This is a genomic window from Pseudoalteromonas sp. 5Ae-yellow (genome assembly GCF_014077565.1).
Classification (GTDB): domain Bacteria; phylum Pseudomonadota; class Gammaproteobacteria; order Enterobacterales; family Alteromonadaceae; genus Pseudoalteromonas.
In genome coordinates this window covers 55,591-69,235 of record NZ_JACGWD010000014.1, presented here as the reverse complement: position 1 = coordinate 69,235, position 13,645 = coordinate 55,591, and the positions used below count along the sequence as shown (strand labels likewise).

13 protein-coding genes are annotated in these 13,645 nt (G+C 40.7%); 3 read left to right on the top strand and 10 right to left on the bottom strand.

Features of this window, described 5'->3' with window-relative positions:
- Nucleotides 1-182: 182 nt before the first annotated feature.
- The 8 genes from csrA to H4J63_RS06125 form a co-directional block, all read right to left on the bottom strand.
- Nucleotides 183-374 (bottom strand): carbon storage regulator CsrA, encoded by a 192-nt coding sequence (gene csrA, locus H4J63_RS06160; protein WP_004587515.1) that lies wholly within the window; start codon nt 372-374, stop codon nt 183-185.
- Nucleotides 375-465: 91 nt separating this feature from the next.
- Complete coding sequence (locus tag H4J63_RS06155; RefSeq protein ID WP_182195292.1) at nt 466-1,683, bottom strand: aspartate kinase; 1,218 nt, start codon at nt 1,681-1,683, stop codon at nt 466-468.
- Nucleotides 1,684-1,689: 6 nt separating this feature from the next.
- Nucleotides 1,690-4,290: an alanine--tRNA ligase gene (gene alaS / locus H4J63_RS06150; protein WP_182195289.1), complete on the bottom strand. Its 2,601-nt coding sequence runs from the start codon at nt 4,288-4,290 to the stop codon at nt 1,690-1,692.
- A 19-nt stretch (nt 4,291-4,309) separates the two neighbouring features.
- Nucleotides 4,310-4,762: a regulatory protein RecX gene (locus H4J63_RS06145; RefSeq protein WP_182195286.1), complete on the bottom strand. Its 453-nt coding sequence runs from the start codon at nt 4,760-4,762 to the stop codon at nt 4,310-4,312.
- Complete coding sequence (locus H4J63_RS06140) at nt 4,762-5,550, bottom strand: BPSS1780 family membrane protein (RefSeq protein WP_024600767.1); 789 nt, start codon at nt 5,548-5,550, stop codon at nt 4,762-4,764. The genes H4J63_RS06145 and H4J63_RS06140 overlap by 1 nt, the downstream gene beginning before the upstream one ends.
- An 81-nt stretch (nt 5,551-5,631) precedes the next feature.
- Nucleotides 5,632-6,255: a GTP cyclohydrolase II gene (ribA, locus tag H4J63_RS06135; protein ID WP_165735833.1), complete on the bottom strand. Its 624-nt coding sequence runs from the start codon at nt 6,253-6,255 to the stop codon at nt 5,632-5,634.
- 435 nt (nt 6,256-6,690) lie between these two features.
- Complete coding sequence (locus H4J63_RS06130) at nt 6,691-7,140, bottom strand: low molecular weight protein-tyrosine-phosphatase (protein ID WP_182195283.1); 450 nt, start codon at nt 7,138-7,140, stop codon at nt 6,691-6,693.
- A 34-nt stretch (nt 7,141-7,174) separates the two neighbouring features.
- Entirely contained in the window at nt 7,175-7,681 is a 507-nt protein-coding gene (locus tag H4J63_RS06125; RefSeq protein WP_024606258.1) for a DUF3087 domain-containing protein, read from the bottom strand.
- Between the two features lie 155 nt (nt 7,682-7,836).
- Between H4J63_RS06125 and H4J63_RS06120 the strand changes: the two genes are divergently transcribed.
- From H4J63_RS06120 to H4J63_RS06110, 3 genes are read left to right on the top strand one after another with little or no spacing between them, the layout of a single operon-like run.
- Complete coding sequence (locus tag H4J63_RS06120; protein WP_182195280.1) at nt 7,837-8,472, top strand: energy transducer TonB; 636 nt, start codon at nt 7,837-7,839, stop codon at nt 8,470-8,472.
- 14 nt (nt 8,473-8,486) lie between these two features.
- Complete coding sequence (locus tag H4J63_RS06115; protein ID WP_259365582.1) at nt 8,487-9,095, top strand: sigma-70 family RNA polymerase sigma factor; 609 nt, start codon at nt 8,487-8,489, stop codon at nt 9,093-9,095.
- Complete coding sequence (locus H4J63_RS06110) at nt 9,082-9,705, top strand: hypothetical protein (protein WP_182195277.1); 624 nt, start codon at nt 9,082-9,084, stop codon at nt 9,703-9,705. Before H4J63_RS06115 ends, H4J63_RS06110 begins: the two co-directional genes overlap by 14 nt.
- A gap of 86 nt (nt 9,706-9,791) precedes the next feature.
- Here H4J63_RS06110 and H4J63_RS06105 read toward each other — a convergent pair whose 3' ends face one another.
- Nucleotides 9,792-11,465, bottom strand: coding sequence for a P-loop NTPase fold protein (locus tag H4J63_RS06105; protein ID WP_182195274.1), 1,674 nt, complete (start codon nt 11,463-11,465; stop codon nt 9,792-9,794).
- A 236-nt stretch (nt 11,466-11,701) separates the two neighbouring features.
- Nucleotides 11,702-13,444 (bottom strand): potassium/proton antiporter, encoded by a 1,743-nt coding sequence (locus H4J63_RS06100; protein WP_182195271.1) that lies wholly within the window; start codon nt 13,442-13,444, stop codon nt 11,702-11,704.
- Between the last annotated feature and the right edge of the window lie 201 nt (nt 13,445-13,645).

Below are 13,645 nucleotides of genomic sequence, written 5' to 3'. Positions count from 1 at the left end.
ATCTGTATCAAGTAACCAATGACTAAGCATAAAAATACCCTCATAATCAAAAGATGATAAGGGTATTGTGAAGCAACCAAAAGATCGGTCAACCGATCAAAAATACCTTAACTGATCGGTGTTAACTCAGTGAGTGGCTTTTGACTAGTTGAGTTAATTACTCAACTACGTATACGTGTTGATTAAGCATTGCCCGGATTAGGGTTCGACTTTTCAGCTTGTATGCGCATGTAAATCTCTTCACGATGCACTGATACGTCTTTTGGTGCATTAACACCGATTCGAACTTGATTTCCTTTAACACCTAGAACAGTAACTGTTACTTCGTCACCAATCATTAGGGTTTCACCTACTCTACGAGTTAGTATTAGCATTCTCTTGCTCCCATGTTCCAATAAAAATTATAAGATTCCGCTTAAACATACTAATGAAAATTAGACTGAAAAGTAAGTAAAAACTCGCAATCTATCCATTTTCTGTTAAAAATGCTTTGTGTAATGCACGAACAGCCAACTCTAGGTACTTTTCATCTATTAAAACTGAGATTTTAATCTCTGAAGTCGAAACTAAAACCACATTAATATTTTCCTGCGCTAATGCATCAAAAAATAAACTTACTACACCAGAATGCGATTTCATACCCATTCCAACAGCAGACACTTTAGCGACTGTTGGTAATCCGCTTATATTTTGAGCACTGAGTTGAGCTTGATCTTCGCTCAATAATTCAAGTGCTTGCAGATAATCATTCGAGTGCACAGTAAAAGCATAGTCTATTTTTTCAAAGATATGATTAACTTGATTAATCATATCTATTTCGATGCCATTATCAGCAAAAAGTTTCAATATTTTTGAAAGATATTGTGTACCGCTTGGCACACCATCGACTTTAATTAAACATTCGTCACGATTAAACGCAATCCCCGATACCACCTTGTTTGGCATATCGTTCTCCTCAAAACTTATTAATGTGCCTTCATCAGGATTAAAGCTCGAAAGCACCCTAAGTGGCACATTGTGTCTACCTGCGGCTTCTACTGAGCGAATGTGCAAAACTTTCGCCCCTAAACTTGCCAGCTCCAGCATTTCGGCAAAGGTAACTTGGCTCATTCTGCGCGCGTTAGGTTCAACACGAGGATCTGTAGTATATACGCCGTCAACGTCTGTATAGATCTGGCATTCGTCGGCTTTTATAGCCGCTGCTATTTCTACAGCCGATGTATCGGTGCCACCGCGCCCAAGCGTTGTAATGTTGCCCTCAACATCACGCCCTTGAAACCCAGCAATAATAGCAATACGGTTATGTTCAAGCTCATGCTTTAAGCGCGTAGCAGCAACCTCTGCAATACGGGCTTTGCCAAACATGTTATCGGTTAGAATATTAACTTGATCGGCTAATAGGCTTACAGCTGAATGACCACGTTTAATAATAGCCATAGCAAGAAGCGAAACAGAAACCTGTTCTCCGGTGCTAATTAGTACATCTAGTTCACGGCTACTCGGGCGAGTATCAATTTGTTTGGCGAGATTAATTAAGCGGTTGGTTTCTCCCGACATAGCCGAGAGCACCACAACCACTTGATGCCCTTGTTGTCTGGTCTTAACAACAAGGTCGGCGACTGCTTCAATTCGCTCTATTGAGCCTACCGAAGTGCCACCGAATTTTTGAACAATAAGCGCCACTTAGGCTTAAGTACGCTCAGTTAACCAAGCTGTTACGCTATCTAATGCAGCAGCAAGGTTTTGTGGCTCACTACCACCGGCTTGTGCCATATCTGGACGACCGCCACCTTTACCACCTACTTGGCCTGCCATGTGGTTAACTAACTCACCGGCTTTTACTTTGCCTGTTAAGTCTTTAGTTACACCAGCAATTAGGCTTACTTTGTCGCCACTGGCAACACCCAGTGCAATAACACCTGAGCCAATCTTGTTTTTAAGGTCATCAACCATACCGCGAAGCGCTTTAGATTCAGTCCCTTCAACGTTTGCAACTAACAGCTTAACGCCATTAATTTCTACTATTGAGTCAAGTAAAGACGCGCCCGCTGCACTTGCTAGCTTATCGCTAAGTTGTGCAATTTGCTTTTCAAGGCTCTTTGACTTTTCAAGCAACGCAGTTACTTTTTCAAGTACCGATGCGCTATCGCCTTTAACTAAAGCTGCAACATCGCTAAGTTGTTGCTCTTGCTCGCTAACGTACGCTACAGCATCTGCACCGGTTACGGCTTCAATACGACGTACGCCTGCGGCAATACCACTTTCAGATACAATTTTGAATAAACCAATATCACCAGCGCGCTTAACGTGAGTACCACCACAAAGCTCAATAGAGTAGTCGCCAATAGTAACTACACGTACTTCGTCATCGTACTTTTCGCCAAACAATGCCATAGCACCTTTCGCTTTAGCATCATCAATAGCCATAAGCTCAGTATTAAGTGCAAAGTTACGACGAATCTCGTCATTAACCACACGCTCAATTTCACGTAGCTCATCTTTAGTAACCGCTTCAAAGTGTGAAAAGTCAAAACGTAAACGATCAGGTTGTACAAGTGAGCCTTTTTGGCCTACATGGTCACCTAATAGTTGGCGTAGTGCTTCGTGTAAAATATGCGTAGCTGTGTGGTTTTTCTTAATGCTATCGCGGCGCGTATCATCAATAGTTGCGTCAACTTTATCGTTAACACCAATACGACCTTGTACAGTACCGTGGTGAGCAAAAGCATTACCAAGCTTAGTGGTATTAGTAACATTAAATTCGCCACCAGCAACTGTAATAGTACCGGTATCACCCGTTTGGCCGCCAGATTCAGCGTAAAAAGGTGTGCGGTCTAGTACTACAATACCTTGTTGACCATCTTCTAATAACTGTACAGCTTCGCCACCGGCAAAAATTTCAACCACTGTCGCACTGTGGTGCGTACTGTCGTAACCTTTAAAGTCAGTGTGTTTATCTGATTTTAATTGGTCATTGTAATCAGCACCAAATTTACCCGCTTGTTGCGCTGTTTTACGTTGTACAGCCATACACTCTTCAAAGCCTTGATGATCAATCGTCATCTGGCGCTCACGCGCAACATCGGCCGTTAAATCAGCTGGAAAACCGTACGTATCGTAAAGCTTAAATACTAAGTCGCCTGGTATAATATCGCCTTTAAGGTCGCTTAAGCTTTCTTCTAAAATAGCTAAGCCACGCTCAAGTGTTTTACCAAACTGTTCTTCTTCAATGCGTAATACTTTTTCAATAATTTCTTGTTGCTTAGCAAGCTCAGGATACGCTTGACCCATTTGCTCAATTAGCGCAGCAACTAATTTATAGAAAAACGAACCTTGTGCACCTAACTTATTACCGTGGCGCACAGCACGACGAATAATGCGGCGTAGTACATAACCACGGCCTTCGTTAGATGGCATAACACCGTCTGAGATTAAAAACGCACACGAACGAATATGATCGGCCACTACACGTAGTGACTTGTCGTCCATATCTTGCGCGTTAGTAACACTTGCAGCAGCGGCAATTAAGCCTTGGAATAAATCGATTTCGTAGTTTGAATGCACGCCCTGCAAAATAGCAGAAATACGCTCAAGGCCCATTCCCGTATCAACAGATTGCTTAGGCAGTGGCAGCATAGTACCGTCGCTTTGACGGTTGTACTGCATAAATACCAAGTTCCAAATTTCAATGAAACGGTCGCCGTCTTCCTCTGGAGAGCCCGGAGGTCCGCCCCAAATGTGTTCACCATGGTCATAAAATATTTCAGAACACGGACCGCACGGACCGGTATCGCCCATAGACCAAAAGTTGTCTGAGGTCGCAATACGAATAATACGATCTTCACTTAAGCCAATGTCTTTTGACCAGTACTCAAATGCTTCTTCGTCATCGTGGTAAATAGTTACTAAAAGTTTTTCTTTTGGTAGTTTTACTTCTTCAGTTAAAAACTCCCATGCAAACTTAATAGCTTCTTGCTTAAAGTAATCACCAAAACTGAAGTTACCTAACATTTCAAAAAATGTATGGTGGCGAGCAGTGTAGCCTACGTTTTCTAAATCGTTATGCTTACCGCCAGCACGTACACAACGCTGCGAGCTAGTCGCACGTGTATAAGGGCGGCTTTCTGCGCCTAAAAATACATCTTTAAATTGCACCATGCCGGCATTGTTAAATAACAACGTGGCATCGTTACCCGGTATAAGCGAGCTTGAAGGTACAACTTGATGTTGCTTGCTGGCAAAAAAGTCTAAAAACTGTTGCCTAATTTGTGCGGTAGTCATGTGCTGCATTTGAAAGTCTCACCTGTATTTACTGTGCTTGCATTGCAAAATTAATTTCATCGTAGCTAAAACCCCGATACATTAAGTAGCGCACGCGCTTAGCTTTATCTTTGTAATCGAGATCGGCCGGTGTATTCGAATATTTTTTATTGTACGCATCCTGCGCAAGCTCAAACCAATCTACTTCAAGCTCTTCAACTACCATTTCAAGTAGCGAACGGTCAATCCCTTTGCCCATAGCTTCGCTTTGTATTCGCTTAAGCCCGTGGCATTTAAATATGTGTTTTCTTACAAAGCCTTCACAGTATCGCTGCTCGTTAATAAAATTGTGCTTTTCGCACCAATCAAGCAGCGTTTCAATAAACTCTTCTGTCGCTTCTTTTTGCTGTAATTTGAGCGTTAACTCACGACGCGAATATTCTTGGCGCCCAAGTAACCAAAGTACATAATTTTTTAGTTTTTGCTTTAATTTATCATCCATTAAGCGTCAAAACGCCCGCTTGTTTCACTGCTAAGTGGCTTAACATTAATGTCGTCACTTGGTGGTACAACAGGCATAAAAATGGCTTGATAAGATACAAAAAAGCTAATGTAGCAAATCGGCATTAAAATCAACAGTGGTAAGAACGATAAGAACATCGAAAGCGCCATAAATAATGCGCAAATAAGGCCAAAAACGCCAAGTGGCAAAATGTTATGATAAAACACCATTAACGATTTTTTAAGTGCCGTTAAAATACGTGTTTCTTTACTAAAATAAACAAGCGGTACAGCGTACGCAAATGCCGTTAAATAAATTAGCATTGCCATAAAAAATAAAATTACATTTGCGCCCGAAATACTATCAAGCATTTGTTCAAGTGCTACGTTTGGATCAAGCCCTGGTTGGCTCATAACAGCCACTGCATCGGCAAATAAGCCATTAGCAAGTAATGCCATTAAAATGCCCGCACCCATTTGGTAAAGTGCTAAACGCAATAACCCTAAGCGATTCCCTTTTGCCGTAAATGGCTTGAGAATATCGGCCAGCATAATTTTTCCGCCCTGCTGCTTACTAAGCACCGCTTGATAAAACCCTGCGGTTAAAAATGGCGTAGCTAGCGCTGCTACCACTTGCAGTAAAGGTAAAAATAAAGACAGCAGCCCTACAATGCCAATAAATAAATGCATAAAAATAAAGGTTGCTGGCTGGGTTTTAAAAATAAGCCATCCGGCTTTTAACCACTTTAGCCCTGCATCGGCTTTAAAAATTCGTAATTGTGTAGACATACTTGCTCTTAATTTAAAACGAAACACGCCAAGTATAACTTGGCGTGAGGGGGTATTAATAGACGAAACGTAATTAAATGATTAAGGTTTTTTAATTTTCTTAATATCTAACATATGCGCGCCATGCTTAATTTTTGTTTCTAGGTACGATTTATTACCCGCAACACCCGCTTTAATGTGCGCATGCGTGCCCACAACCGAGTCAACATTAATACCGGCGTCTTTTAATGCGTTAAGCTTTTTAGGATTATTGGTCATTAATTTAACGTGGCTTAAATTAAGCGCATTGAGCATTAATACCGCATCCGAAAAATCACGTAAATCATCAGCAAAGCCTAAATGATTATTAGCTTCGTAGGTGTTCATACCTTGCGATTGCAATACGTAAGCATCAATTTTGTTGTATAAACCAATGCCACGACCTTCTTGGCGTAAATACAATAAAATACCGCCTTTTTCGTGCATCATTTCAATACATTCATTTAGCTGCTCGCCGCAATCGCAACGCGATGAGTAAAATACATCGCCTGTTAAACACTCTGAATGCATACGAATAAGCGGTACATCTTGCTCTGTATCAGCGTTGTTAAACACCATAGCAATATGTTCTTTACCATCTTTTAAATCAGTAAATGAGATTATTTCTGCAGGGATATCACTATTTCTGCCAACATTAAGCTGGACTCTTGCTCTTACTTGCGCCACGACAAATCCAAATATTTAAATAACTACGACACGACAATAAAGTGATAATATCACAAAATAGGATAAATACACCGTAGTACAAGACTGTTTATGGCAATTATATGGCGACGACAGGCGTTATTTTCAAGAGAAGTGAAAGAATTGTTGTAGCCTCTAACGTCTAATGTAGGCGGGAGTTTACCTCGCGCAAATAAAACATAAACTCAAACATAAAAGCGCGGCATAAAGCCCCGCCTACAAATATAACACCGTCTTGTAGGCGGGAGTTTATCTCGCGCAGGTTTTATAGTGGAGTTTACCTCGCGCTTTATAACGTTAATTTAAGCTACCAACTCAACGCCATCGAGCGAAGCGACACCCGTCAAAATGGTTATAACTCAAGTGCAGCTCCACTTTAAAATTAATCGCCACCAAAAACTCGTTAAAGCTTATGCCTTAAATTTTAGCGAGTATTTTATCGCTAGCCGCTTCTATTAAATCGAGCACATTTTCAAAGCCATCATCGCCGCCGTAGTATGGGTCGGGTATGGCGCTTTGGCTTTGCTCGCCGTATTCTAAAAACAATGCCAGCTTGTAATGTAAATGGGTGGGGCATTGCGCTTTTAAGTCAGCTAAGTTTTGTGTGTCTGCCTCTAAAATTAAATCAAACTCAGTAAAATCGCTGCTGCGCACTGGGCGCGAAAATATACCTTTAAAGCTGTAACCGCGCTTCTCCCCTGCTGCCATTGAGCGACCATCAGGCGTTTTACCTTCGTGATAACCAATAGTGCCTGCCGAATCAACGTTAACGTTAACGCCTAGCTTTTTAGCGCGGGCTTTTAATACCGCCTCTGCGGTTGGCGAGCGGCAAATATTACCTAAACACACTATGAGTACTTTTTTCATTAAGGCTCCTCTAACTAATTTAAAAACCTAAGCTTTAAAACTGTTTTAAAATGCTTTCATCGTAATCTTCAACATTAAGCGTTACGTTATGTTGCGCTGCAACAGATTCAAGCTCAGCTTGTTTAATGGCTAAATCGTCCATGGTGATTAGGTTATCGTCTAGCTGCCACAATAACCGAGAGCCCGCGTAGCTATAATGAATCGCTAATAACGCATCAGCATTACCTTCACGGCCAGCGGCTTTTAACTTAGCCATTTTACGGGTTATTTTATTAAGTGCTTTTTTAAGCTCCCACACATAAACAACTTCAGTCATAAAGCTATGTGTACGGTATTTATTAAGTAACCACGCAAGCCCAACGCTTGTAATAGCAACGCCTATTAAGTTCCAATGAAAGTGGCTGCCACTTTCATCAGGAAATAAAGCAATCAGCGTTTGCGATATAGCCAAGCTGCCTACAGCCAAACCAATACCACATCCTGCAATAACACGGTTTAAATGTTTACGGTAACGCGCTTTATTTATTTCAATGAGTTGCATAACAGCCTAAAAAGTTAAGTTTTAATATTTGCGAATGGCTATTGTAACTAAACCCCACATTTTTTATAAAATTATTTCACCCCTTTTTGATTTGCCACCCGTTATAGCTTTGAAAACCCCCTAATTATAGTGGTCAATAAAATTTGGAGCGGCTTATGCACACACTTGAAGTACCTAACAACCCAGTATTTATTAAAACATCGACTGCCGTTATCGGCGGCGCCGCAATGACCTTTGCAGCTTTTGCGTTTATGCAATATTTAATAAGTGGCGAGCAACGCGCACCGGTTAAACCAGGGGGCGATATTATAGTAGAGATTTTTCAGGCACCTGAGGATTCAAAAGTCAGGCATATACAAAAAATACAGCCGCCACCGCCAATGCCTAAAGTGCCGCAAAAAGCTCCACCGCTTGATGCATCAGCCGATCCTGTGTTGGCAATTAGCGACCTTACGCCAGTTACAATTGACGATTTTGGTGGCGACATTAACAATACCATTAATCGCCCTACAGGGGATGCAACACCCATAGTGCGCATAAACCCTAAATACCCAACTACAGCCGCGCGCGATGGTATTGAAGGTTGGGTACAACTAAGCTTTAGTATTTCGCCAACGGGGGAAGTAATCGACCCAGTAGTTATTAACGCCGAGCCAAAACGTACCTTTGACCGCGAAGCAATAAGAGCCATTAAACGCTGGAAATATCGCCCCAAAGTAATTGAAGGTGTGGCACAATTACAAACAGGTCAAACCGTACAGCTCGATTTTAAATTAGATAACTCTATTTAACGGACTAAACGCCTATGCTACTAAGTATTAAGTCATGGTTATTTGAAACGCCAAGCAAGGACTGCATGGCAAGTTACGCAAAAAGTGGCGACAATCGTTACTTAGAGCAGCTTATTGCCCTCTACAGTAACGACTTATACCACTACCTTGTTACGCAATCTAATACGCATTTAGCATACGACGTAAGCCAACAAACATGGCTAAAAGTAATCGAAAAACGCCACCTTTACCAAGCGCAAACCACACCCAAAGCATGGTTGTTTAAACTTGCCCGCAACACACTCATTGACGAATACCGCAGGCAACAGCACTTTGTAGAGCTTGACGAAAACACGCATTTAGCAGCACAAAATGATAAAAGCGAAAGCGACTTAGATAGTGGTGACTTAACTAGTGGAGACTCGTATATAGGCAGCTCAAACATAAGCTATGACGCGTTCGACGCTGCGCTAAAACAACTTACCTTTGTACAGCGCGAAGCCATAACATTACAACAAGAAGGCTTTTCGCTCACCGACATAGAACTTATAACGCAAAGCAGCCTTGAGACCATTAAAACAAGGCTGCGCTATGCCAAGCAAAATCTTAAACGTTTATTAGGAGCAAACAATGAACAAGCCTGATGAGCCGTTTGATCAAAAGCTCACACAACATTACAAAGAGCGAAAAGCGCGCACAACACTTACAAGCACTCAGCAAAAAGCGCTAGTTAAAAAGGCCACGCACACAAAGCCTAAAAAGTTCGGCTTTACGCTGCAGCTAACCAGCCTTGCCTGCGCACTCGGTGTGTTCGCCTTTATTGTGTTTGATAATAACAACGTAATAAATACAGAGCCTAAAACCGTACATAACACCGCACTTAACACTATAGATATTCACGACTATTCATTTATTAAAACACACGAAATAAACCAAGCTGGTAGCTACGCAAGCTCTATTACAGAGCAAAAACACGCGCTCGATAGTCAATTAGCTAACGATTTACGCCGCCACCAACAACGCCACATAGAATACGGCACTCTAGTGAAGGTAGATAACGACTGGTACATAGCCAGCTGTAATGACGAGGTGCTAGTGCAAATTAAGCATTCGCTGTTGAGTGATTTAAAAGGTAAACATGCGATTGAAAGTAATATAAATACAGGCGATATGCTCGCCATGGCGCATAACGGTAAAGGACAGATTATTGCGCTTAAACATGCGGGTAATGGGGTTAGACAGTGTGGAGCTTAGGTGGTTTGGTCCAGTTGAGATTGGTGGTAATTTAGATAAATATTACCACCGAGAACACAGAGGCGCTACGCGCTGCACAGAGGTAGTTAACTATCGCCCATGTAATCAAGAGGTGATGATAATTCTACAAACTCACGATACTGCTCTTTGGTGAGTTTGCCATATCCATTATTTATATAGATATAGTTAAGCCATAACAAAGTAACTTCTGGAGTCTCCTCCACTTGATGTTGAGCAAGCTGGCTTTCTACCTCTTGCAACTCAGTCATCTCATTATCGGCAAATGTATCTTGATACACATCCCATATATCTTTTTGAGAAAAGCAATTATTACAAAAAATATCCTCAATAAATTTAGATAGTGAAATAAGGTAATTTCCTTCAAAATAGTTATTATCTTTAGGACCGAAATGGTCACTATACAATTGACTGGTATATAACTGTGGATCAATAAAATAGATTAACTCGGCTGATAAATGCTCTTCTAATATATCCCTTTGTAAGAAATCAGTTAGGCTTATATCTATGATCTTATTTTCACTACCTGGTTCCGTTTTTTTAAACCTTCCACTTATAATTTCTTCATAAAGAGGGTGATTTTTTTCATAGATACAAAATAAGACGGTTAAAACCAGTACATCAACTTTTTTACCACTTGGTAAATTAGCAATTATGGCAGTTATTCGCTCAGTGATTTGAATGGCTGTTCTTGGAGATACCTGGAATGCATCTAATACAACTGAGATATTAGCTAAAGCGGTTTCGGGTGTCTTTGTTCGAGGGAGTATCTCAATTTTTCTACTTTTTAAATACTCAGATTCAAATTTAGTTGTATCACTATGTACTGATAAAAAATCCTTTAAAACAGGTCGTTTTAAGCTATAGCGGCTATTAAAAAAACGGCCTAGGTAAATCTTAGCATCAAAGCCTTCACCATAAACTGATTTGATTGTATGTTGAAGCTGTTCAGTATCTGTTGCTACAACAAACACGATACCTTTAACATCAAAAATATGTTTAATCGTCTCAAGCATTTCTACTGCATAACTTGGGCGGCAACGATCTAATTCATCAATAAAAATAAATATGGGTAACGACTTACCTTCCTGCTTCTCAAACTTACTGACCCAATCATCTAACTTAGACTTTATTACTTCAATGCTTTTGTTTTTAGCCTCATGATCTTTAATCAAGTTCTGCGCAAGCGCCTTTACTGCGGGCGAAAAGTCGCTGCTCGTCGGCTTATTAGAGTTTTGATTTTGGCCACTATCAATTTCTTCATCAGAAAATAGTAATGTGTGTAGTTCATCTAAATCGATACCAGATATCTTTTTAGTTAAACCTTGTGCAATAGCGGGTGCAACAGCCTTAAACATCGAAACGGCACTTTTAGGTATTGTTATATTAAACTTAGCCTGCAGTTGAAGCTGCTTTATAATACCTGCAATTACAGTTAAAAATGGGTCGTCTGAATAGTCTTGCTGCCATGCATCAATATATACAACAGGAAAATCTACTATTAATTCTCGTGACCAACGCTTAAGAAAATATGTTTTACCTGCCCCCCATTCAGCATTTAAGTTTAATACATAGTTTTTCTTTTGTTCATCAACAGGCCTGCTCTTGTCAAACCCCTCTTGAGCCAATAGCCTTGATAAGAACGTGGCGTAGCGAGCACGATCTAATTTATCTGCAGGGAAGTACTCACCCACTTTGCAATTAGTTGGCTTATCCCATTTAAAGTCTTTAACCTCAGTCATTTAATGTCCTTTTAAATAATGCTTTTTCACATAGTGTAATATCGAATTATCAACAGTTGTATTTATTTCGGGCTAACGCCCGACGCGCCAGCAAGCTAAGCGCCCACAATAAACACCACATATAACTAGCTTTGGGTGTGCTCATTGCATTGGCGATCCGTTGGGTTTCGTGTCACTCAACCCACCTACATACGCAATAAACGTGAGCCTAGCGCTAAATAAATCATTGTTAATGATTACTGCTTTAAAAGTCGTTTTTCTGGATTGTTTAAATACTTTAAGCCAATGGTCACTATGCGTGTATGTACCATTGTTATAACGCGTATTTGAACATTACCAATAACAACAATATCGCCTTTACTGACTTCTCCTGAAAGCTTTTGGTTGATCACTTCTTCCAAGCTTATGCTCTCTGGGGCGTCTATATGCATGTGATAAGAGTAAAATATATCGCCTACCAACGTTACCCCTTTCACTTTAAGTTCGTTATGCGCTAAGTGGCTATCTTGGTGGTTTGTTTTATCGGTTGCTGTAAAAACTAAATCAACAAAAGGTCTGTTATCTGGTTTTAAAACAACAAATAAGTGATCGTTTGCTTTTAACTTAGTTGAACCCCGTGGCGGTATGATTGACGGACCCCGTGTGATCATAGCAACAACCACACTCTCAGGAAGTGCAGCATGTGACAAGCTGCGCCCAGAAACCCGAGAAACGTCACTTAAGGTATATTCTACAATTTCTATATCAATATCGTTTAGGGCTGTGATTTCGAGTGTTGCAGCGGCTAGGTCGGGCGGCGGCTCTACTAAATTTAGCTTTTTAGCCATCCACGGCATTGTTGAGCCTTGTAACGTGGCTGAAATTAACACCACGAAAAAAACGACATTAAAAATAAGTTCAGCCCCTGAAAGGCCAAATAATAATGGGAATATAGCTAAAATAATGGGTACTGAGCCTCTAAGGCCAACCCAAGATACAAAAAGGGTTTCGCGATTATTAAAGCCAAACAGTTTTAAAATAGGCGCTACCGCTAATGGGCGAGCAACAAAAATGAGTGCCAGTGCAATAAGCAGTCCTTCTAGCCATACATCAACCAATGACGATGGGTTAATAAGGAGTCCTAATACAACAAACATGGTTATTTGCCCAAGCCATGCTAAGCCGTCATGAAACAGAAAAATACCGCGTTTATATACAAACTTACTGTTACCTAAAATAACACCCGTTATAAATACAGCTAAAAAGCCACTGCCGCCAAGCGTTGCAGAAAGGCCAAATGAAAGCAGTCCAAATGCGGTTACCATCACTAAATACAAACCCGATGCATTTAGTTTAATTCGATTAATAAACCAAACCGATATTTTACCAATTAAAAGACCACAAATAGCGCCAACACCCATTTGTTGAGCAAATAACTGTAGTAAACCCAGCCCTACTGGCATGTCATTAACGAGCATTTCGAGCAAACCAACCGTTAGAAAAATAGCCATTGGATCGTTCGAGGCGCTTTCTATTTCAAGGGTCGATTTAAGCTTTTTATTCAAGTGAATACCCGCACTTCGTAAAAGTGCAAACACGGCTGCGGCATCTGTAGAGCCAACAATAGCGCCCAGTAATACACCTTGTAATATGGGTAGGTCTAAAATATAAGTGGCCACAAGGCCTGTAATTACAGCGGTAAATAACACACCGATGGTTGCTAAAGCAGACGCGGGTTTCCACACTTGTTTAATTGAACTGGTGGGCGTTTGTAAGCCACCATCAAATAGAATAATAGCAAGCGCTAGAGTACCCAGAGCATGTGCGGCCTCTGCGTTGTCGAATGAAATACCTGCAATACCATCTTCACCTGCGAGCATACCTACAAGTAAAAATAGCACCAGCACTGGTAAGCCAACGCGTGCAGATAACTTGCTCGAGATCACTCCAAGTAAAATTAAAATGGCACTAACGAGAATGATATTATCAATTACAAACATAGTGTGGGTTTACAGCCTTATATGAGTTAAAAAGTAAGAATTTATAGCTACCAAAAAGCTTAAAGCTCATGCTATACAATAACCTAAAAAATATAAATACGGGTACTTCAGTCTATATTTAAATAGTTTATTTAATAGCTAGAGCGTCGTTAAGTTTGGTATTACTAGCCTCGGTCTTAATTTAAAAACAAAAAAGCCTGC

Bases quoted from the DNA above. Each gene is read 5' to 3' on its own strand.
- H4J63_RS06145 (WP_182195286.1), bottom strand. From the start codon at position 4,762: ATGGATGATAAATTAAAGCAAAAACTAAAAAATTATGTACTTTGGTTA.
- H4J63_RS06110 (WP_182195277.1), top strand. From the start codon at position 9,082: ATGAACAAGCCTGATGAGCCGTTTGATCAAAAGCTCACACAACATTAC.
- H4J63_RS06140 (WP_024600767.1), bottom strand. From the start codon at position 5,550: ATGTCTACACAATTACGAATTTTTAAAGCCGATGCAGGGCTAAAGTGG.
- H4J63_RS06100 (WP_182195271.1), bottom strand. From the start codon at position 13,444: ATGTTTGTAATTGATAATATCATTCTCGTTAGTGCCATTTTAATTTTA.
- H4J63_RS06115 (WP_259365582.1), top strand. From the start codon at position 8,487: ATGCTACTAAGTATTAAGTCATGGTTATTTGAAACGCCAAGCAAGGAC.
- H4J63_RS06130 (WP_182195283.1), bottom strand. From the start codon at position 7,140: ATGAAAAAAGTACTCATAGTGTGTTTAGGTAATATTTGCCGCTCGCCA.
- H4J63_RS06125 (WP_024606258.1), bottom strand. From the start codon at position 7,681: ATGCAACTCATTGAAATAAATAAAGCGCGTTACCGTAAACATTTAAAC.
- H4J63_RS06120 (WP_182195280.1), top strand. From the start codon at position 7,837: ATGCACACACTTGAAGTACCTAACAACCCAGTATTTATTAAAACATCG.
- alaS (WP_182195289.1), bottom strand. From the start codon at position 4,290: ATGCAGCACATGACTACCGCACAAATTAGGCAACAGTTTTTAGACTTT.
- H4J63_RS06105 (WP_182195274.1), bottom strand. From the start codon at position 11,465: ATGACTGAGGTTAAAGACTTTAAATGGGATAAGCCAACTAATTGCAAA.
- csrA (WP_004587515.1), bottom strand. From the start codon at position 374: ATGCTAATACTAACTCGTAGAGTAGGTGAAACCCTAATGATTGGTGAC.